This is a genomic window from Bacillus sp. FJAT-22090, assembly GCF_007676755.1.
Classification (GTDB): domain Bacteria; phylum Bacillota; class Bacilli; order Bacillales_A; family Planococcaceae; genus Psychrobacillus.
Window position 1 is genome coordinate 505,324 of record NZ_VEBK01000001.1, and the last position, 21,086, is coordinate 526,409.

The 21,086-nt window shown below is 37.9% G+C and carries 14 protein-coding genes and 1 pseudogene; 8 read left to right on the plus strand and 7 right to left on the minus strand.

The features are described from left to right. Positions 1 to 18 precede the first annotated feature (18 nt). Positions 19 to 1,092: a branched-chain amino acid aminotransferase gene (locus tag FS486_RS02360; protein ID WP_144509698.1), complete on the minus strand. Its 1,074-nt coding sequence runs from the start codon at positions 1,090 to 1,092 to the stop codon at positions 19 to 21. Between the two features lie 257 nt (positions 1,093 to 1,349). Between FS486_RS02360 and FS486_RS02365 the strand changes: the two genes are divergently transcribed. Both FS486_RS02365 and FS486_RS02370 read left to right on the plus strand, forming a co-directional pair. After that, positions 1,350 to 2,978: a hypothetical protein gene (locus FS486_RS02365; protein WP_144509646.1), complete on the plus strand. Its 1,629-nt coding sequence runs from the start codon at positions 1,350 to 1,352 to the stop codon at positions 2,976 to 2,978. A 29-nt stretch (positions 2,979 to 3,007) separates the two neighbouring features. Further along, positions 3,008 to 4,465, plus strand: coding sequence for an S-layer homology domain-containing protein (locus FS486_RS02370; protein WP_144509647.1), 1,458 nt, complete (start codon positions 3,008 to 3,010; stop codon positions 4,463 to 4,465). A 48-nt stretch (positions 4,466 to 4,513) separates the two neighbouring features. On the opposite strand, the pseudogene FS486_RS02375 reads toward FS486_RS02370, so the two are convergent. Beyond that, positions 4,514 to 5,856, minus strand: a pseudogene (locus FS486_RS02375) (GntP family permease). A 3-nt stretch (positions 5,857 to 5,859) separates the two neighbouring features. Then, the gene (locus tag FS486_RS02380; protein WP_144509648.1) at positions 5,860 to 6,996 is read right to left on the minus strand and encodes a glycerate kinase; all 1,137 of its coding nucleotides are present in this window, start codon (positions 6,994 to 6,996) and stop codon (positions 5,860 to 5,862) included. A gap of 147 nt (positions 6,997 to 7,143) precedes the next feature. Here FS486_RS02380 and FS486_RS02385 point away from each other — a divergent pair, with 147 nt between their 5' ends. Beyond that, complete coding sequence (locus FS486_RS02385) at positions 7,144 to 8,226, plus strand: CdaR family transcriptional regulator (RefSeq protein ID WP_144509649.1); 1,083 nt, start codon at positions 7,144 to 7,146, stop codon at positions 8,224 to 8,226. A 56-nt stretch (positions 8,227 to 8,282) separates the two neighbouring features. Here the strand turns inward: FS486_RS02385 and FS486_RS02390 are convergent, their stop codons facing one another. Continuing rightward, entirely contained in the window at positions 8,283 to 8,768 is a 486-nt protein-coding gene (locus FS486_RS02390; RefSeq protein WP_144509650.1) for a C40 family peptidase, read from the minus strand. A gap of 603 nt (positions 8,769 to 9,371) precedes the next feature. On the opposite strand from FS486_RS02390, the gene FS486_RS02395 reads away from it, so the two are divergent. After that, complete coding sequence (locus tag FS486_RS02395) at positions 9,372 to 11,072, plus strand: methyl-accepting chemotaxis protein (protein ID WP_144509651.1); 1,701 nt, start codon at positions 9,372 to 9,374, stop codon at positions 11,070 to 11,072. 82 nt (positions 11,073 to 11,154) lie between these two features. Here FS486_RS02395 and gdhA read toward each other — a convergent pair whose 3' ends face one another. Next, entirely contained in the window at positions 11,155 to 12,537 is a 1,383-nt protein-coding gene (gdhA, locus tag FS486_RS02400; protein ID WP_144509652.1) for an NADP-specific glutamate dehydrogenase, read from the minus strand. 230 nt (positions 12,538 to 12,767) lie between these two features. On the opposite strand from gdhA, the gene FS486_RS02405 reads away from it, so the two are divergent. The 4 genes from FS486_RS02405 (at position 12,768) to FS486_RS02420 (ending at position 17,923) form a co-directional block, all read left to right on the plus strand. Further along, on the plus strand, positions 12,768 to 14,060 hold the full coding sequence (locus FS486_RS02405; RefSeq protein WP_144509653.1) for a hypothetical protein: 1,293 nt from the start codon (positions 12,768 to 12,770) through the stop codon (positions 14,058 to 14,060). 132 nt (positions 14,061 to 14,192) lie between these two features. Beyond that, positions 14,193 to 15,602 carry a YfcC family protein gene (locus FS486_RS02410; RefSeq protein ID WP_144509654.1) on the plus strand — a complete coding sequence of 470 codons (1,410 nt, stop codon included), beginning with the start codon at positions 14,193 to 14,195 and terminating at the stop codon, positions 15,600 to 15,602. A gap of 52 nt (positions 15,603 to 15,654) precedes the next feature. Beyond that, entirely contained in the window at positions 15,655 to 16,824 is a 1,170-nt protein-coding gene (locus tag FS486_RS02415; RefSeq protein WP_144509655.1) for a M20 metallopeptidase family protein, read from the plus strand. Beyond that, entirely contained in the window at positions 16,814 to 17,923 is a 1,110-nt protein-coding gene (locus tag FS486_RS02420) for a mandelate racemase/muconate lactonizing enzyme family protein (protein ID WP_144509656.1), read from the plus strand. Before FS486_RS02415 ends, FS486_RS02420 begins: the two co-directional genes overlap by 11 nt. Before the next feature lie 56 nt (positions 17,924 to 17,979). Here FS486_RS02420 and FS486_RS02425 read toward each other — a convergent pair whose 3' ends face one another. Both FS486_RS02425 and FS486_RS02430 read right to left on the minus strand, forming a co-directional pair. Further along, a complete protein-coding gene (locus FS486_RS02425) occupies positions 17,980 to 19,578 on the minus strand; it encodes a M20/M25/M40 family metallo-hydrolase (protein WP_144509657.1) in 1,599 nt (532 codons plus the stop codon). 67 nt (positions 19,579 to 19,645) lie between these two features. Next, the gene (locus tag FS486_RS02430) at positions 19,646 to 21,070 is read right to left on the minus strand and encodes an amino acid permease (RefSeq protein WP_144509658.1); all 1,425 of its coding nucleotides are present in this window, start codon (positions 21,068 to 21,070) and stop codon (positions 19,646 to 19,648) included. Positions 21,071 to 21,086 lie beyond the last annotated feature (16 nt).

Here is a 21,086-nt window from a genome sequence, read left to right on the forward strand (position 1 = left end):
GGAGCGACAATCTGCTCACTATTTTAGTTCAACAACCCAACCAAATGGATCTTCTACTGTTCCTTTTTGAATGCCTGTTAATGTATCATATAGTTTCTTCGAAAGTTCACCAGTTTCACCGTTATTCACATAAAACAGCTCTCCTTTCCAACGTAGTTCACCAATTGGAGAAATAACAGCAGCTGTTCCAGTACCAAAAGCTTCGTCTAATTTACCATTAAGATATGCTTCTCGAATTTCTTCCATAGACACTTTTCTTTCTGTGATTGGAATGTCCCAATATTTCAATAACTGGATAATTGATTTTCGTGTAATCCCATCTAAAATACTACCATTTAAAGCAGGAGTGACTACTTCTCCATCAATTTTGAAAAATACATTCATACTTCCTACTTCTTCTATATATTTTCGCTCAATTCCATCCAACCAGAGAACTTGTGAATACCCTTCACGATCAGCTACTTCCTGCGCTTTTAGTCCAGATGCGTAATTCCCAGCAGTTTTAGCTGTTCCAGTCCCGCCTGCTACAGCACGAACAAATTCACTCTCCACAAGAATTTTAACTGGATGGATACCTTCTTTATAGTAAGAGCCTACTGGAGACATAATAATGAAGAAACTATATGTTTTGGAAGGTGAAACTCCTAAATGTGCCTCTGTCGCAATCATGAACGGACGAATATAAAGGGAAGTACCTGGTTCAGACGGAACCCATTCTTTATCTACTTCAATTAGCTGCTTCAATGCTTCGATAGCAAAATCTTCGTCAATTTTCGGCATACTAATGCGCTCACTTGAATTGTTCATTCGTTTCATATTTTCTTCCGGACGGAATAACCGAACAATCCCCTCCTCTGATAAATACGCCTTCATCCCTTCAAAAACAGTTTGCCCATAGTGGAAAATAGTCGCGGATGGATCTAATGTGATGGGTTGATAAGGGACAATTCGATGATCATGCCAGCCTAGCCCTGCCGTATAATCAGCTCTAAACATGTGGTCTGTAAATTTTGTACCGAAAACCAGCTCTTCAGAAGGTGTTTTTTCGTTTTTAATCTCGTTTTGTGTAATTTGAATTTTTAGACTATTCATCATATACTTCCCCTATCGATTAAATATTATTAATTGCCACATATGAAATGTGCAATATATTATATGCAATTATACTACTTTTAAAAAATTTAGAAATACCTTTTTAAAATTATTTTCTTAAAATACCCTGCTTATTATTTTCTATATACGGCTGTTGTTCTTTAGTCAGTTAAGAAATCTTAACTCTTTATAACAAAACATGACTTTTAGCCGATATATTATGTGAATAATATTTAAATAGATAGGAGGCGTCATATTTGTTCAAAATCTCTACATACATACTTGCATTCATGATTTTGTTTTCCACCTTTTTTACACACACACTTCAAACACAAGCATCCACAATAGTCAGTGGAATGTTTGTCAGTGTCACTTATGAAGAAGTCGTTCTTGATAAGAAGACAACAGAAAAACAATTATCCAAAATCACATTGATAAACGATAAAGGGAAAACAATTACACTAAATATTGATAAATATGCTGCACTTTTTATTAATTCGACACCTACTTCAATCGGGGCATTTAAAGAAGGTATGTGGGTGGAGGCAACCGTTGATCTTCGTAATGTGCAAGAGCTTAACGGCTTTGCGGATATAGCACAAGATGGAGGTTCAAATGCTATTGGTGAAAATCTAACTGACACAGTAAACAAGATAGATGCTAGCGGACGATTTATCTCGATTAATCTAAAAGACAGAAGTGCAGCAAAATATTATCTTGATGCACATACACAAGTTTTTAAGGACAATAAATTAGTGGACCTAAGCGTTTTATATGAAGGTGACCGAGTAAAATTAAAACGTTCCGATTATAATTCGGATACCTTATCTGTTATTGAAATAATTGCTGAGGGCATTAAAGTTGAGCAACTATACAAAGGGACTGTACAACAAATTGATACGAAACAGAAAAAGCTTGTTGTGAAAGGCGAAAAAATGTTTCAAAACTGGAAATGGCAATTTGTTTCAGGAAATGGAACTATCAGCTCAAAGCCATTTACTGATAAGACACCAATTTATGTTGGAAATAAAAAAATAGATTCAAGTCAACTTCGCAACTATATAAATAATGAATTATATTATGTGACTATCCGTCAATTTGGCCAAGAAGTTGTACAAAAAATGATCATTAAACAAACGAATGAAAGAAGTTTACATGAGAATCTCTATTCAGTAGACACTTCTGCGAAAAAAATTAGATTATCAAGTAGCGGCAATATTCCTTACCACAATGGAACAATCATTATACGAAACGGACGCTTAGTTGATGCAAGTGCCCTTTCACAAAGCGGTGATGCCTATGTTATTACGAATGGGACAACAACACATCAATACGCAAACGTTATTCATATCACAAACGATGGCTTCCAAAGTGCAAATTTATCTAATCATAACGTTTTCTTTGGTCAAATAAATAGTGTTGGATCATACCAAGTTAATCTAACGAATGCCTATCAACTTACTAATAATTATTGGTACTCAGCAGGGTTTAATAGTCTGAACTTTAGTAACGATACAGTAGTTGTAGAAGATAATAATTATTCGACGAAAGATTTTACAAATAGCACCGGAAAATATGCTTATTTCTATGTACAAGATAATCATGTAGTTGCCGCTCGAATTGTCGGCTCGACTAGCCCAGCTTCCCTTATTTCCGTTGGACGATACAATAATTATTATTCATGGAATTCGATCAGTGTTCAAAATGTAAGTCAATGGCAACTAGGAAATTGGATAGAATCATCCCAAATATATTATATGGATACAACACGTGCAACACTGATTAAAGAAGGTAAAGTTATAGATAAGAGTGACTTAAAGCAAAACGATCGATTATTTATTATTCATGATACGTACTCGCAAGCTCGTATTATATTAGTCGATTAATTTATGGAAAAGGGGCAAGGAAAATTCAAATGACAAGTAAATTCATAAAAAAATTCTCTGTTTATATAGTAGCTCTTGTATTAGGTTTTACATTATTAATACCGACAGCCAGTGCAAAGGTTCCTGATTTTAACGGTGGGATACTGGATGAATATGAATATGAAGAAGTATTTTTCTTAGCGGGAGAACCAACTACCTTCACTGGTAAAGCGACAGTGACAGAAAAAGAAAATAAAAACCAGTTAACATCCACCTATAAATATACTTTAACTAGTAAAAACGGTGATAAACTAACTCGTAATGCCGTATACGTTTCAGATTTAAAAAACTATGAAACAAAAGGGCAAACTACTTCTAATACAACAGTTAAAAGCTATTCAGAAAAAATAACGATGGCAGATAAATCAACCTATACATTAGACGATTATCAGTTCTCTCAAGGTTCTGTAATTGATAATCGCCCTGCCACCGACTATTATTCTGGTAATGTGATTGCCCGGAAAATTTATAATAAAACCTTTAAAGATAATAAAGAGACTAAGAAAGAACAAATTACCGTTCACATGAATGGACGCGACGTTGGGTATAAAAATTTCTGGGGGTCTACTGATACACAGTTTATCGATTATGAAATTGTGACACCTAAAGGAACCGCTTTTGTAACAAGCAAAGTGTCAGATAGCAAATCGAGAGTGTTGGAATATGAACCACATACTCCTTCCCTTTCAAGCTTTGTCGGGGGGCATGCAGTTATAAGCTCTTCTAATATGATTTCGGAGTATGAGTATAATATCCCTTATCGTAATTCCGGTCCAACTACAGGCACTATTTATTTGAAGAAAGAAAAAACGCCGCAAATCGAGCGTTTAATCGTTCCGAAATTCCGTGATATTGCAAACCATTGGTCCAAACCAAATATCGAGAAATTATATTCATTAGGTATATTCGATGAATCGAGCAACTTCTTTTCACCTGATGCAGCAATGAAAAAAGATTTATTCACAGTAGGTGTCGCAAAAGCTGTAGATTTACGAGTACTCGAAGCAAAGCCAACGAAGAAAAATTCTACTAAAAAACCATTATTTGAAGACTTAGATGTAAAAGATCCTAATTATGTTTATATCGAAAGTGCATTAAATAAAGGAATTGTCAGCCCAGTAAACAAAATAAAATTCGGTGCAACTGATTCTATCACACGCGCACAGGCAGTAACGATTATCATTCGCTCCCTCGGATTAGAAGGAAGGGCTCCTACTCCGGGATATAAAACAAAATTCATCGATGATAATAAAATACCGAAAGAAGCGAAAGATAGCATTTATGTAGCAAGCGAATTAGGTCTGATTGATCCTGATAAGAAAAACCGTATTAATCCAAACGAAATATTAACAAGAGGAAAAGCTTCACAATTACTTGTTCGTTACTTAAATTTCTTAGAATCGGACTTAAAACAAAACTATAGAGACGATATGCTCTATTTTAACTAAAATAAAACCCACTGAAGCGCTAAATGCTCCAGTGGGTTTTATATTATTTTATACAAGGATCAGCCAGATAATCATTGTAACGATAATTGTTGTTACACCTTGCAGTAAGGTAGCCATCGTTTGGGCTTTATATGCGTCTGTGACTTTCATGCCACTGAACTGTGTAACAACCCAGAAAAAGCTGTCGTTAACATGGCTTACTGTCATCGCTCCTGCTCCGACCGCCATTACTACTAGTGCGAGTGGTAATGCTCCTTCAATCCCTAATGTTGGAAGCATTGGTGCTACCAATGAGGACGTAATAACTAAAGCGGCAGTGGAAGAGCCTTGCGCTGTTTTTAATGCTGCTGCTATGAGGAATGGTATTAGTAAGAACCAAGCTCCATTTGCTAGCGCTCCTAAATCCATTTGTTGCAATTGATCTGCAACCCCAGAATTTTTAATGACAGTACCAAACGCGCCCCCCGCACCTGTTATCAATAAAATAGGTGCTGCTTCTTTTAATGCCTCGCCAATCCATCCTGACAACGTCGTTTCGTTTATCTCAGGTAATAATAGGAACGCTGCGAAGACCCCAAATAATAGTGCTACAGTTGGTGCCCCTAAAAACTGCAAGAAATGTGTAAAGCCTGAGTCACTTCCCGTAATGCCGCAACCGAACCAATCCCTATTAGGACAATAGGCAATATAATTGGTAAGAACGCTTTAAAAGTGGATGGCATTTTTCCAAATGACTTAATGACTTCTTCATAGTCAAGAGCCTCTTCATGATCAGCCTCTACGTCAATTTTTGTTCCTACTTTCACTGCCCAAATATACCCTACAATAACTGCTGGAATTGCTACAAACAAACCAACTAAAATGACTGTACCTAAATAATCGGATGCTCCTATATTCCCCGCTGCCGCTATTGGTCCTGGCGTTGGAGGAACCAATGTATGTGTTGCGTATAATCCGGTTGACAACGCGACCGCCATAGAAGCAACTTTAACTTTTGCACGTTTGGCCAATGATTTTTTCAAGCTCGATAAGATAATGAATCCTGAATCACAAAATACCGGAATCGATACGATATAACCAATAATGGACATCGCAAGTTGTGGTCGTTTCTCTCCTAGAATACGGAGCACCACTTCTGCCATACGATAGGCAGCTCCCGACTTTTCTAAAATAACTCCGATTATCGTACCAGTAACGATAACGATTCCAATGCTTGTCATTAGACCGCCAAAACCAGTATTCACATTTTCAACTACTGTAAGTAATGGCATTCCTGATGCAATACCCACAAAGAATGTACTAATTAAAAGTGCTAAAAATGGATGAAGCTTAAACACTGCCGTTAGTAATACAACTAAAATAACCCCCACCAAAATAACTAAAAATAACATGTGTCACACCCCTTTTTCTATTAGTGATTGCATTATTTCTTTCGTTCTTACACGTAAATAATAAGCCGCTTCTTGGATAGATTCATTTTTAGAAACCGTACCATCTACTACGCTTGCAATCTTGTAAAAATAATTAGACAACTGTGGAATACTTGCTTCCTCCACTATTCCCGATAGTAATACTACTGGAATACCATGCTTTTTAGCGACATTTGCTATACCTATCGGTGCCTTCCCGGAGAGTGTTTGTCTATCTGATTTCCCTTCCCCCGTAATGATAAAATCAGCATTCTCTATTTGCTTAGTAAAGTCGATCGCTTCTAATACGACTTCAATTCCCGGTTTTAATTCGACTGGGAAAAATGCGAGAAAGGCACCACCTAATCCTCCTGCTGCACCTGCTCCAGAACGATTATGAAGGGATATACCGGTCTCATCTTCAATTTTATTCGCCAGATGATATAAGAGCAGATCGAATGTCTCAACCAAATCAGGGGTAACGCCTTTTTGAGGACCGAAAATCGCAGACGCCCCATTTGGACCGGTAAGTGGATTATCCACATCACAAGCAATAATAAAATGCGACTCGCTGATTCGTTTATCAAATGTAGTTACATCTATTTTATGAAGCTTAGCCAATGATTTAGCACCTGGTACTAATTCTTTTCCTTCTTTATCGAGAAACCTCATCCCTAATGCCTGTAACATTCCGGTTCCTCCGTCATTTGTCGCACTCCCACCAATCCCAATTACAAACTTTCTATATCCGCTATCTAATGCATGTTGAATAAGCTCTCCAGTACCAATCGTCGTTGCATGGAATGGATTCTTTTCTTCCTCTTCAAGTAATGTTAAACCAGAAGCTTTTGCCATCTCAATGACACATGTTTCCCCATCTCCGAGCACCCCATATTCAACTCGGATAGGCCGACCAATTGGGTCATGCACTTCTACTTGTACTATATGTCCACTCGTTGCTACTATAAGGGGCTCCAGAGTACCTTCTCCCCCATCGGCTACAGGGAGTATGATAGTTTCAATCATCGGGCTAACTTCTTTTATCCCCATGGCTATTTCCTTTGCAGCTTCTGTAGCGGATATTGAACCTTTAAACGAGTCCGGACTAATAACAATTTTCATGAGATCACCTCTATAATGATTAAATCTAAAAATAAGTTAAGCGCTTACATATATAAGTATATTGATAGTTTAGAATATTTTCATTATACTTATTGTATAAAAAAGCTGTATTATAACAGCAATATTTTTGTACTTCACGGAGGTTCTATGATTACAAAACAGCTTGCTAACCAAATCGTTGAACAAACGATGCTAAGGCTTCATAGAAATATAAATGTCATACAAACGAATGGGATGATTTTAGCTTCTGGAGATAAATTGCGCATTGATAGTATTCATGAAGGAGCGGTTATTGTTGCAGACACGAGAAAACCTTTCATTATTACAGAGGAAAACAATCACTTATATCCCAAAACGAAACCAGGTATTAATCTCCCTATTTTTTTTCAAAATGAAGTGGTTGGGATTATTGGCATTACGGGAGACCCTTTAGAAATGGAAGAGATAGCAACCTTAGTTCAGCTTACAACGGAGATGATGGTATATCAAGCACTGATCGCATCTGAACGAGAGTGGAAACGCAAAATGCAAGAAATGGTATTTGAAGAATTAATGAGTGGACAGCCGTTACAAAAAGTCATTTTTGAACGAATCAATAAGATAGGATTTTTAAACAATCCCCCATTTTATACGATCATGTTAAATATTAATCCTGAATCTAAATCCTATCAGAATATTCTTCAAGGAATTGAACATTTATTTCAATATGATTCTATCTTGGTCGGACATTATTATTTAAATGAACATTTCATCCTCGCTTCTGGTATGAATGAAAAGACATTTCATCACAAGGTTGTTCAGCTTGCCACAGTACTTCAAAAGTATAGTGCTCTACCTGTTGGGGTCGGGCAAGTTGTTCAAACACTTGCACAGGTTCATCATTCCTATCAAACTGCAAGAATTGCTCTCGAATATAGACAACAGGAAAAATCTATTATCCATTTCGAAGAGGTAGAACTTTTTTCTTTATTAAAAAAACGAGATTCTATAGAAGCAAAACATTTTACTCAACGTATATTACACAAATTAGATGGAAAACTACTCCTTACTTTACAAAGTTTTTTTGACTGCAATAAACAACTAGCCATATGCGCGGAAACTTTAGATATACATCGACATACGCTCACTTACCGTCTGAATAAAGTACGAGATTTAACTGGATACAATCCCACTGTATTTCAAGATGCACTCGTTTTGCAACTCGCTTTATGGATGAGGCCCACTAACTGAAGTTATAAACAGAAAAACCGTTTCAGCATATTAGCCGAAACGGTTTTATTATCTTATTATTTTTTTGCTACAGACACGTTTGCCACTTTTTTAGCACCAACGTATTTTTTACCCCAGTAATAAGGATCATTTAATTTATCCACACGAACACCTTTTGATGTTGAAGCATGAATGAATTTTCCACTACCTATGTACATACCAACGTGAGAAACGCCTCTACCTGATGTATTGAAGAATACTAAGTCTCCCACTACTAAATTTGCCTTTTTAACGCTTTTTCCAGTGCTGTACATTCCTGCTGCTGTTCTTGGTAAGTTAACACCGTTGTTTTTGTAAATATATCCGATAAAGCCTGAGCAATCAAATCCTGCCTTCGTCGTTCCACCATAACTATATTTAATTCCTATGAGACTTTTCGCACTCGATACGATTTGAGTTGATGCTACATTGCTTGCTGCTTCTGTATTCCCTACAAATGTTCCCGCGGCTAAAACTACAGTTAAACTAAAGATTGTAATGATTTTTTTAAACAAAGAAGTCAAAATTTATGTTCCTCCAAAAGATAGGTTATTGAAAAATTCTACTAAACTAGTATTCGAAAATTTCTCTATACCCATACTAACATGTACTAAACGAATATAATTTTACAGTTGTGTAACAAAACTATTACATAAAACGTCTAATACATTCTTTCTATTGTTCAAATCGACAAAACTAACTTGAAAGTATAGGAAAAGCACAGACACCCTTTACGTTCAAAATCTGTTTCTGTTGTTTTCGGAGTGCTTTGGACAGGCTTCTTGCTATAGTGTTATCGCTTGATTTTAAAAGGTTGGACGTGACTAACCTTTCTTTGCGGTAAATCTTATAGCGGGTGTCTGTCCATCACTCTTCTGCATCCTCTAGTGAAAAGCGACGACTCCGATTGGACTTAGCAAGCAACCGCTTAGAACGGAAAACTATACGCTTACTTAGTGGTTAACCAAAATTAAGTTCGTGCTTGTCCCGGTTTGGTATCTTCACTATATGTAATAATAGTCACTTTTTCGTTGATAAACATCTCTGAAACATATATCTTTTTTACCTGTTTCTATGGTATAAATAGTATAAAGATGCTAGATATAGGAATAGGGGAGAATTTTATCATGAAAAATACACTAACAGTTCATTTGGGCTCGATTATTGTTGGAATAATCGTTACCATGCTGTTAATTACTTCGCTCGCTACATATAAGACAGCATACGACCAATTGTATAAAGCTGCCGGTATCGAAGCTTATGGGTGTGCGAACATTACTACAGGATTGATCAATCCTGGAGATATAGTCAAAATAATAGATGGCGATACTGCCGCGATAGAGAATGTTGGAAAGCAGTTAAACTGGACAACTGCCCATAAAGATATTTTTGAAGCGCAGTATATAATTGACTTAGACGGGAATCTATTGGCGCTTGATGATAACTTAAAAGAGGATGGTTACAAGGCTGGCGATCAACTTCCCATCGATAAAGAAGCAATTGCTATGCTAAAAGAAATGGGCCATCCAACATATTCAAAAGCTTATGAATTTGGTGGGATGAAACGTCTTTCTGGATATGCTCCTATTTATGAGAACCATGACCCTAACGGTAACGTTATTGCGATAAGTGTTATTGATTTTGATGCTTCTATTGTAGGAGATAGAACGTGGGATGTAGTGAGCAAAGGAATTCTTACTAGTTTAATCCCTATGATTCTAGCTTCCATCATTACTCTTTTATTAATTAGAAGAAAAACAAAACCACTTATTGCTCTTATTGGACATGCAGGTGAACTTGCAAAAGGTAATCTATCTGTTAAAGACACGAACTTTACTAGTAAGGATGAGATTGGTGATTTAAGCCATACTTTAAATAGACTTGCCGGAAACTTCCGTGAGATCATCGGCACTGTTCAAACTACTTCTGTGCAGCTTACAAAAAACGCAGAAGAGACTGCCGCTTCTTTAAATGAGATGAAAGATGCAGTCCATCAAGTCGCAACCAATATGAGTGAAACGGTTGCATCTGTGTCGGATGGTACATTGACCGCAGAACAATCGGCGACTATTTTACAATCTCTTGCGGAGGATCTTCAAGATTCCAAAGCAACTGCAGATGCTAGCGTGATGAATTCTAGAACAACGATGGCAACAGCAGAACAGGGCTTGACTAGAGCAAGTGAAATTAGTCGAGATATGGATAAAATCCGTAGTGCTTCTATTGAGACTGGTGAAACGATCCAGCGATTAAATGAAGCAACAACTAAAATTCAACAAATAACGGGTTCTATTGCTGCCATTGCTGCTCAAACCAATTTACTTGCATTAAATGCATCAATAGAAGCAGCTCGTGCAGGGGAACATGGAAAGGGCTTTGCTGTTGTTGCAGAAGAAGTTCGAAAACTTGCTGAACAATCCAACAGTGAAGTCAATCAAGTCGAAAACATTGTTCAAGATATCACGGCAAACATTCGATCTGTTGTAATATCTACAGAGGAAAGTACAAAACTTATTGAAACGGGCTCTGCTACGGTAACACAAACGTCCCAATCCTTAAGTGATATTTCCTCTGCTGTTGCCAAAACTGTTGAAGAGATTTCGACTATCTCAAACAAAGCAACAAATGAAGCAGAAGATTCCAAACAAGTTGTCAAGCTGATCAATCAGTTAACGGAATCTATTCGCGAAATAGAAGAAGTAACAACATCCATATCGGCGGCTACTGAACAAACAACCGCTTCCATCGATGAGGTCGCTAACCGTTCAAACGAAACAACCCATATGGCCCAAGAACTTCAACAAATCGTAGGTAAATTCCAATTATAAAATAAGCTCGCTTCCTTAAAGGAAGCGAGCTTTGTTTTGGTACCAGGCACCCGTAATACTAATGCCATATTTCTTTGTTTTATTAATGTATGCCATGTGCTACCATCGCATCGGCAACTTTTAAAAATCCTGCTATATTCGCACCTATCACAAAATTGCCTGGATACCCGTAATCCGAGGCTGCGGCATGACAGCTTTGATAAATATTTTTCATCACTGTTTTTAGTTTTTCATCTACTTCTTCTAAAGTCCAAGACAAACGCATGCTGTTTTGAGACATTTCCATAGCTGAAACTGCTACACCGCCTGCATTTGCGGCTTTAGCCGGTGCAAATAAAACGCCATTCGCTTGGAAAGTTAAGATTGCTTCTTCCGTACAAGGCATATTTGCGCCTTCTCCAACTGCCTTGACGCCATTTGCAATAAGCAATGCCGCGTCACTTTCTTCTAATTCATTTTGCGTTGCACATGGCAAGGCAATATCACAAGCGACAGACCATATATTCGTGCAGCCTTCATGGTAAACAGCATGCTTATGAAATTTTGTATATTCTTGTATTCTCTTATTATCTAACTCTTTTAATTGTTTAACCGTTTCTACATTTATACCTTCGGGGTCGTATATATATCCATTTGAATCACTGCATGCCAACACAGTTGCCCCTAGCTCGATTGCTTTTTCCATCGCATATGTTGCTACATTTCCTGAGCCTGATGCAATCACCTTTTTCCCAGCAAAACTATCGCCTTTTTCCTTTAACATCTCTTCTACAAAATAAACACAGCCATAACCTGTCGCTTCCTTACGTCCTAAACTACCGCCATGATTAGGATCTTTGCCAGTAAAAACGCCAGCTGTAAAACCACCTTTCAAGCGGTTATATTGTCCAAACATATAGCCAACCTCTCGCTTGCCAACACCAATATCCCCTGCCGGAACATCCATATCCGCTCCTATATATTTGCTCAGCTCTGTTATGAAGCTTTGTGTAAATCGCATAATCTCTCTTTCTGACTTTCCTTTTGGATTGAAATCAGAACCACCTTTCCCCCCGCCTATAGGTTGACCTGTCAATGCATTTTTAAATGTTTGTTCAAAAGCTAAAAACTTCATAATACTGCTATTCACAGTAGGATGGAAACGAATGCCTCCTTTATATGGGCCGATACTGTTATTGAACTGGACACGGAAGCCACGATTCACTTGTACTTTTCCAGTATCATCCTCCCATGCAACTCGGAATGAGATTAAACGGTCAGGTTCCGTTATACGCTCTAAAATTCCATTATGGATAAATTCAGGATGCTTTAAAAACACAGGTCTAAGTGAATCAAAAATTTCACGAGTAGCCTGTAAAAACTCTTTTTCCCCTGGATTACGCTTCTTCACTAACTCATAAACTTCATGAACATAATCATTTGCTTTGCTTTTTTGTTCTACACCATTATCTCTTAGTAAATCCATCTATTTTGCCCCCAACGTTATCATTATTTCATCTATTATCTCGAATTTTCCGAAAATATACAACAACAATAGAAAACGTCATCTTATAAAAATACACACTGTTTTACAATTATGCATCTTTCCTTTTCATACGCGCCCCCTTATTCTGTAATATTTCCATTTTAAGTGTTCTTATTAGCGGTATATATTATAATAATGTAAATTGAAATCACAAAAGGAGTGTGTTTCGTTTGGCAATTCGAATAGCATTGATTGGTTCAGAAGAGACATTACAAAAAGTAAAAGCTCTAGATGTCTACATAGAAGATATTGAATTATTAACAAGTATGTACCAGACTCCAACAGAGGCAAGCGAACTAGTAACGGAAGTTGGTCAATGTGATGTAATTCTGTTCTCTGGTGGACTTCCCTTTTATTATGCCCAAAAGGAAATTGCCCGCTTAAACAAACCCGCTCTATATATACCAGACAACGAGTTAAGCGTGGCATACACACTTCTGCATGTTACCAATAATCTAAAAATCGAATTGGACCAATTATCGATAGATTTAATAGACCGCAAGTTTTTACAGGACGTTATCCAGCAACTGAATATCGAACGAGCACCCACTTTTATTCAAGATTATCCTTGGTTAAATCAAGAGAACAATCACCCATTTCAACTAGAGTCAGTTATTAATAGACATGTCGAGCTTTGGGAGTCTAAACAAATTTCATATGTGGTAACGAGTATTCACGCTGTTTATGACAAATTAACAACACTACATATTCCATGCATTCGATTGATGGAGCCTGCAAAAAACATAGTAGATTCACTTATAGAAGCACGCAATCTTGGTGCATTGAACCGTGCAAAACAATCACAGATTGCAGTAGGAGCCTTTGTTTTTCATTCGCATACTCCTTCTGAAGCATTTGAGTTTGAGCTTCAAAAAATTGCAAAACAGATCAACTGCTCTGTCAAAATACTTACCCCTCTTCACTTCCTCCTATATGGAACACGTAGTGGGATGGAGTATTTACTTGAAAATATGGAGATATTAAACGGGTCTTTCCAAGCGTTCAGCAAAATAAAGTCGTCAGTGAGTGTAGGGTTTGGATATGGGATGACCATTGTCGATGCAGAGAAAAATGCAAATATTGCCCTTTCATATGCCCAAAAAGATCCGTCAAACAACAACCTATTTGTGGTTAATGAGAAGCAAGAAGTCACTGAGCCATTACGCACGAAAAAGACTAGTTCCATTCTTCAAAGTGAAAATATGAAACTAATCCACATATCAAAGGAGTTAGGTATTAGCGTCACCAATTTAAATAAAATGATTCAATTTTATCAAACGCGTCCGATTAATCGTTTCACATCTACCGATATCGCAGAATATTTTGGTGTCGGCAAACGCGCCGCAGAACGCATAATAAAAAAGTTCTCAGATGGTGGTTATCTTAAAGTAATTGGAGAAGAACAGCCTCATTTAAATGGGAGGCCCCGCTCCATTTATCGTTTAGAATTACCAAGATTCTAGTATGCATAATGTATTCATTTCATAGTAAATTGTAAATCTTCTAAAAACTCATTGACTTGTTATTCTCCCATTCAGTATAATAGATAAATTAACGACTATATACCGAACGTTAATGGGGAGGAGAAAAAATCAATGGGTGCTACAAATGGTAATAAAACAAAAAAAGAATCCAAGTTTTCAGTTCCACATGTGTACGTAATCTTATTTTCCCTTATTATTATTGCTGCAATTGCTACGCATATATTCCCTGCTGGGGAGTATGAGCGAATGATTGACGATGCTGGTAGAAATATCGTCGTAGCAGATACTTACGCAGAAACAGAATCAACACCTGCAGGATTTTGGTCGATTTTCCAAGCTGTACATAAAGGAATGGTAAACTCCGCCGGTATTATTTTCTATATTTTCATCGTTGGGGGTTCTTTTGGTATATTGCAAGCAACCGGAGCCATTGAAGCAGCGGTTGGTTCTATTTCTCAAAAGATGAAAGGAAAAGAAATATTAATTATTCCAATCTTAATGACTTTTTTTGCTTTATCAGGGGCTATGCTTGGTTTAGCAGAAGAAACAATTCCTTACATTACAATTTTAGTTCCTCTAATGTTACTAATCGGCTATGATTCGATGGTCGGAGCAGCTGTTGTACTTCTTGGAACATCAGCAGGGTTTACCGCTGCTTTTATGAACCCTTTCACAGTTGGAGTAGCACAAGGAATTGCTGAAATACCACTATTTTCTGGTCTTTACTTACGTGTCATATTCTTTGTCATCTTTTTAGCGGTAAGTATTTGGTATGTTATGAGATATGCCCACAAAATTAGAAAAGATCCAACAAAGAGCATGCTCTACAATGAGGTGACACAAAGTGACTTTAAAATACCTGAAAAAATATTAACACTTACTACACGCCATAAAATAATTTTCACTATATTACTTGCAACTCTTATTACTTTAGGTTTTGGAGTTATCAAGCTTGGTTGGTATTTATCCGAAATCGCTGGTCTGTTTCTATTAATGGGTATTTTAATTGGCTTGGCTGGAAAAATGAACTTCAGTCAAATTTCTGAGTCATTTATTAAAGGTTGTAGTGTACTCGTAATGGGAGCGCTTGTAGTCGGAGTGGCCAACGCCATTTTAGTTGTGCTCCAGGACGGCAAGATTATGGATACAATTCTTTATGGTTTCTCTTCTGTAATTGGAGAAATGCCTTCTGGTTTTGCAGCATTTGGTATGTATATCGTTCAATGTGTATTGAATTATATTATTCCATCTGGTAGCGGACAAGCAGCACTTACGATGCCAATCATGGCTCCTCTTTCTGACTTAGTTGGAGTTACCCGACAAACAGCGGTGCTTGCATTCCAATTTGGAGATGGTATTTCGAATATTTTCACCCCAACATCCGGATACTTTATGGCCGGTCTTGCACTTGCAAAAATCTCTTGGGTAAAGTGGGTCAAATGGATTTTCCCACTTATTATCATCCATTATGTGCTAGGGGCAATTTTTGTTACAATCGCACATTATATTGGTTATAGCTAAAAAGAAAAGCCCCTAATCTCTGGGGCTTTCTTCATCGAAAGGATTGGAAACAATGAAACCAGATATACATTTAAACAATTGGATCATCGAACAACGTCGTCATTTACATACATATCCAGAGCTCTCTCATCATGAAACAAAAACAAAAGCTTATATTACAAATCAGCTTCTTAATCTAGGCATAGTAACTTACTCTGTCACAGGAAAAGATGTAATCGGAATTATAAAAGGCGAGCATCCTGGAAAGACGGTGGCAATTCGTTCAGATATGGATGCACTACCAATAGTAGAAGAAACAGGGCTTTCCTTTGCATCTGAAAACAAAGGGGTGATGCACGCCTGCGGTCATGATGGACATATGTCCATTTTGCTTGGAATTGCTAAATTGCTAGTCGCAAATAAATCGGCTATTCATGGGACGATTCATCTTTTATTTCAACATGCCGAGGAAGAAGTTCCTGGAGGCGCAGTAGAGATTGTGGAGGCAAATGGTCTGCAAAATATCGATGCCATTTTCGGCTATCATCTATGGCAGCCTTTGAAATCCGGAGTCATTGGAGTACGTGAAGGAGCGACAATGGCAGGAGCGGACCGATTCACGATTCATATTTACGGCAAAGGCGGACATGGGTCGATGCCTGAAGAAACGATTGACCCAACGCTCGTTATCTCCCATATCATTACTCAATTGCACACGATTGTTAGTCGCAGCATTAAAGCAATTGACCAAGCTGTTATTAGCATCGGCGAATTAAATTCAGGCACAAGCTATAATGTAATACCAGATACAGCCTTTGCATCAGGGACAGTTCGATATTTTAATAAAGACACTTCCCTGCTTATAGAAAAAAGAGTAGAAGAAATAATTGAAGGTGTATGTAAATCTTTTGGAGCCACCTATAAGCTTGATTATATCCATGGCGATCCTCCAGTTTTAAATGATAGAGAATTAACCACTTTTCTTAAAAAAACTGCTATTTCCTTGTACGGAGAAGAAAAAGTAGTCGATATTGACCCTATTTTAGGCAGCGAGGATTTTGCTTACTATTCACATGAAATTCCAGCGTCATTTACATTTATTGGAGTTGGAAAAGAAGATGCCCCCTATGGACATCATCATCCAAAATTCGATATCGATGAAGACATGCTACCAGTTGGGGTGGAGCTGTTCACTACGGGCGTACTAAATTACTTAAAAGGAGGTACGGAGGATGAATATTAAATCAATAGAAGTTTTTGCGATCAGACTCCCTTTTATTGATCCTTTTATTATTAGTTATCACACGTATAATGATATGCCTTCGATTATTGTAAAGGTGGAAACGGATACAGGAATTATCGGTTACGGTGAAGGAACCCCTGATGAACATGTAACAGGAGAAACTTGGGAAAGCACATATGCTGTTTTGACGAAGACATTGGCTCCTGCTCTAATTGGTGATAATCCATTCCAAATAGAAAAAATACATGACAAAATGAATAAAGTTGTCCTCGGTGTCCCAACAGCAAAAGCGGCGATTGATATCGCTTGCTACGATATTATGGGCAAAGCGACCAACCAGCCCATTTATAATTTATTGGGCGGTCAATATCATGACATGTTAGAAGTACCAAAAGTAATAAGTATTCTCTCTCCAGAAGAAATGGCCACACAAGCAAAAACTGCAATTAGCGAAGGTTATAAATCCCTTAAGCTTAAAGTTGGAACAGACAAAGAGCTCGATTTCAAACGAATTTGTGCAGTTCGCGCAGCGGTCGGTTCGGACGTTCCGATTAAAGTAGATGCTAACCAAGGCTGGGTGAATAGTTATAATACACTATATGTACTTGAGCGGATCAAGGCATGTAATGTAGAGTTAATTGAGCAGCCTGTAGTCGCAAATGATATCGATGCCCTGCTAGAAGTTAAGCAAAAAACGACCATTCCCATCATGATCGATGAAGGGTTACATGGCTCGAAAGAATTAAAAGAAGTAATTGTTAAACGTGCCGCGGATAAGATTAATATTAAACTAATGAAATGTGGCGGCTTATACCCTGCCACTCAGCTAGTTCATCAAGCGGAACTTGGTGGAATTGACTGCCAAATAGGCTCCATGGTTGAATCTGCAGTAGCCTCCGCAGCCGGATTACACTTATCATTAGCCAAAAAATCCATACACAGCAACGAGCTTGTCGGACCATTAATGTTCAGCAAAGATATTGCAACCCTACGGTATGAGCTTCCATATGTTTATCTTTCAGAAGCTCCAGGTTTAGGCATTGAAGTAGATGAACAAGCCTTAACAGAACTAACTACAGAGTCTATGCTCATTCAATAATTCTGTAACAAACAAAAAAGTGACTCCAGATGCAAGCTCTGAAGTCACTTTTCCTATTAATATAAGCTTTTCAATAAAGTTTCTAGCATGACAGGCATTTCATGAAATGCACTGTCAACATGTAGTCTTTCAGTTCTTTGGTGAGCGTCCTTACCGAATGGTCCTACATTTAATACGGGACCTTTCAGCTGTGCCATGTCTTCAAATGGAATGCTGTACGTGTCTCCCCAAACAGGCGTATTGTTTTCGAAGGCAGTCCAGCCAGCTCCATCATCTTCATAATTCACATAGCTCAAATCACAAATACCATTAAAATAATGGATTTGATCAATTTTGTTATTAAATGATTGTCCGGATTTCTTCATCAGCTCTACTGCCTCTATAATTAACGGATCATTAGATGTATTAACAGCTGGATAGTAAGGTGGTGCAAATAGAATTACTGTTGCAGGAGCCAGCTCTTGGCACTGTATCATTAAATTATCCACAATGCGCAATGACTTTTCACGATCATCCCACTCTTCCTGCTCAAGTGCTTCTTGTTTCAAGCGTTCTACTTCCTCCGCTCCTAGCTTTTTATTTGCATAGGCAAGCAGTTGTTCATAACGAAGCACTTTAACTGTTCCTACACCTTTTACTTCCTCACGCTGACAAATTTTTTGATAATCCGCATTTAGCGCATCCATCGCCTCTTTTGCCACTTGCTCAAAAAGATCCATCACTTCCGAGGCAGTACGTTTGAATAAAAACACATTATACAATGACACTGCACGATATGGAGTTTGCGTAGAATAAGACATCTTCAAATCCTTTTGCTGCAAAGAAACTGGAAGCGGTGTACTTTCCCCAAGATCATTCTCACGGAATAGTGAATTCCATTCCATACGCTGTGTCAAATAAGATGCGATATAGTTCGCCGTCATACCTTTCATCGGCTCCCCAACATGCGTCTCTTTCCCATAAAATAAAACAGCTGGCATAATCTTACCAATCGTTCCTGAGTAAATATACTCCGCAATATCCGTTGGGTTTTGAGAGAACGATGGTTCACTATTCAAAAATAGTTTATAAGTCAATCCAAATTCCTCACGAAGACGTACTAACTGTGTTACTGCTGCACGCATCCCGGCAGAGTTCACTTCCTCATCAGGAACGGTAGTCAATACGAGATTGATCGGCCATTCTTCGACACTTGCTTTTTCTATCAATTGCATATGAAGCGCAAGTCCCATTTTCATATCCATTGTTCCTCGGCCAAATAGGTACTTGCCAGTTTCTAAATCGATACGAGCTGATTCTGGTAAATCGCTTGGATCTTCCATTAGCTTCTTCGTCAGCTCCTCTGGAAAATAAGCGAGTGGCTGCAGGGCACCATACTCTTCCGTTTGAACCGTATCAAAATGACTGATCAAAACAACCGTTTCTACAGCTTCGGGATGTTTATACAATGCTGTCACTGCATATCTTCCAAGTCCTGCATCTAGCAATTGCAAATGACTCGGATGATCTTGAAAATACTTTAATTCTCTTAATTTATCCAATACTTTCGGAGCAAAAGTAGTTTCCCCTTCAGTTAATGTAATACTATCCCAACTAACTAGCTCGCATAATAGTGAGCGAAGCGATTCCGGTGTACTCCATAATAATTGATTCATTTTAATTTCTCCTTTATTACTAATGCTAAATACAACAATAATTACTAATATTCAGAATCACCAGTGTTTAATTCTCTGAAACGACATGACTATTTGCTACAGCTTCACTTTGTTTTTTCTTCTCTAATATCAGCTTATAGAATAGCATACAAGCAATGAAAAAACCTACTCCATAATACAGTCCAACTCGCTGTGTCGGATCAAAAGCTAAAAATACTAATATTAATAAACAAAATGCAATGCAAAATAGCGGCACCAATGGGTAAAAGCGGACTTTATAGCCTAAATCCTCGAGTTTTCCGCCATTTTTCAAGTATCGTCGTCGGAACATCAATTGAGAAGTCGCAATTCCCATCCATGAAATTGTAACAGAAATCCCCGCAATCGACATCAACAATACGAATACTGCATCTGCCTCCATTACACTAGTTAATAATGACAATAAGGAAAAAACCATCGTGAATAATAAAGCAGCAAGTGGAACTTTACGTTTCGATAAACGACCGAACACTTTTGGTGCCATACCTTCTTTTGCCATTGACCACAATAAACGTGTGGAAGCATATAAACATGAATTCCCTACTGACAAAATGGCCGTTAAAATAACAAAGTTCATAATACTACCCGCATATGGAATACCAGCTAAATTCATTAAAGTAACGAATGGACTTTCAAGCAGACCCAGTTCAGATGCTGGGAAAATAGCCGATAGGACAATAATAGAAGCTATATAAAACACGACAATTCTAATTAGAATAGTTCGAATAGCTTTTGGAATATTCTTTTCTGGATTTTCCGTTTCACCGGCTGCAATACCAACTAACTCAGATCCTTGATAGGAGAAGACGACGTTCATCATCGTTACAAAAACAATCGCAATGCCAGCTGGGAATAGTCCAGTAGGTGCTAGATTAGTCGCAAATGGTGTCGCTCTTTCTTCCAATGGAATAATTCCGAAAATTGCCGCCGCCCCAATGATAATAAACAGCACGACAGCCACTACCTTAATACCTGCAAACCAAAACTCTGCTTCCGCAAAAGCTCTCGTTGTAAGCGCATTCAAAGCAAACAATAAAACCATGAAAATTGCGCACCATATCCAAATCGGTACATCCGGGAACCAATGCTTCATAAGTATTCCAGCAGCAGTAAACTCCACCCCAGCTGTAGCAGCCGAACCTACAAAATACATCCATCCAAGTGAAAATCCTGCAGAAGGGCTAATAAATCGTGTTGCATATGTTTGGAAAGAACCACTTACCGGCATATAAACAGCAAGCTCTCCAAGACATACCATTACCATATACAAGATTAACCCACCAAATAAGTAGCCGAGTATAGCTCCCCCAGGACCTGCCTGATTAATCGTATAACCTGCATTTAAAAATAAGCCAGTTCCAATTACCCCACCAAGTGACAACATAAGTAAATGACGGCTTTTCATCGAACGATTTAATAGATTTTGTTGTGTTGAATCCCCAATATTAGACATTCTATTCCCTCCCCCA

Bases quoted from the DNA above. Each gene is read 5' to 3' on its own strand.
- FS486_RS02370 (WP_144509647.1), top strand. From the start codon at position 3,008: ATGACAAGTAAATTCATAAAAAAATTCTCTGTTTATATAGTAGCTCTT.
- FS486_RS02380 (WP_144509648.1), bottom strand. From the start codon at position 6,996: ATGAAAATTGTTATTAGTCCGGACTCGTTTAAAGGTTCAATATCCGCT.
- FS486_RS02395 (WP_144509651.1), top strand. From the start codon at position 9,372: ATGAAAAATACACTAACAGTTCATTTGGGCTCGATTATTGTTGGAATA.
- FS486_RS02360 (WP_144509698.1), bottom strand. From the start codon at position 1,092: ATGAATAGTCTAAAAATTCAAATTACACAAAACGAGATTAAAAACGAA.
- FS486_RS02415 (WP_144509655.1), top strand. From the start codon at position 15,655: ATGAAACCAGATATACATTTAAACAATTGGATCATCGAACAACGTCGT.
- FS486_RS02430 (WP_144509658.1), bottom strand. From the start codon at position 21,070: ATGTCTAATATTGGGGATTCAACACAACAAAATCTATTAAATCGTTCG.
- gdhA (WP_144509652.1), bottom strand. From the start codon at position 12,537: ATGGATTTACTAAGAGATAATGGTGTAGAACAAAAAAGCAAAGCAAAT.
- FS486_RS02420 (WP_144509656.1), top strand. From the start codon at position 16,814: ATGAATATTAAATCAATAGAAGTTTTTGCGATCAGACTCCCTTTTATT.
- FS486_RS02385 (WP_144509649.1), top strand. From the start codon at position 7,144: ATGATTACAAAACAGCTTGCTAACCAAATCGTTGAACAAACGATGCTA.
- FS486_RS02425 (WP_144509657.1), bottom strand. From the start codon at position 19,578: ATGAATCAATTATTATGGAGTACACCGGAATCGCTTCGCTCACTATTA.
- FS486_RS02410 (WP_144509654.1), top strand. From the start codon at position 14,193: ATGGGTGCTACAAATGGTAATAAAACAAAAAAAGAATCCAAGTTTTCA.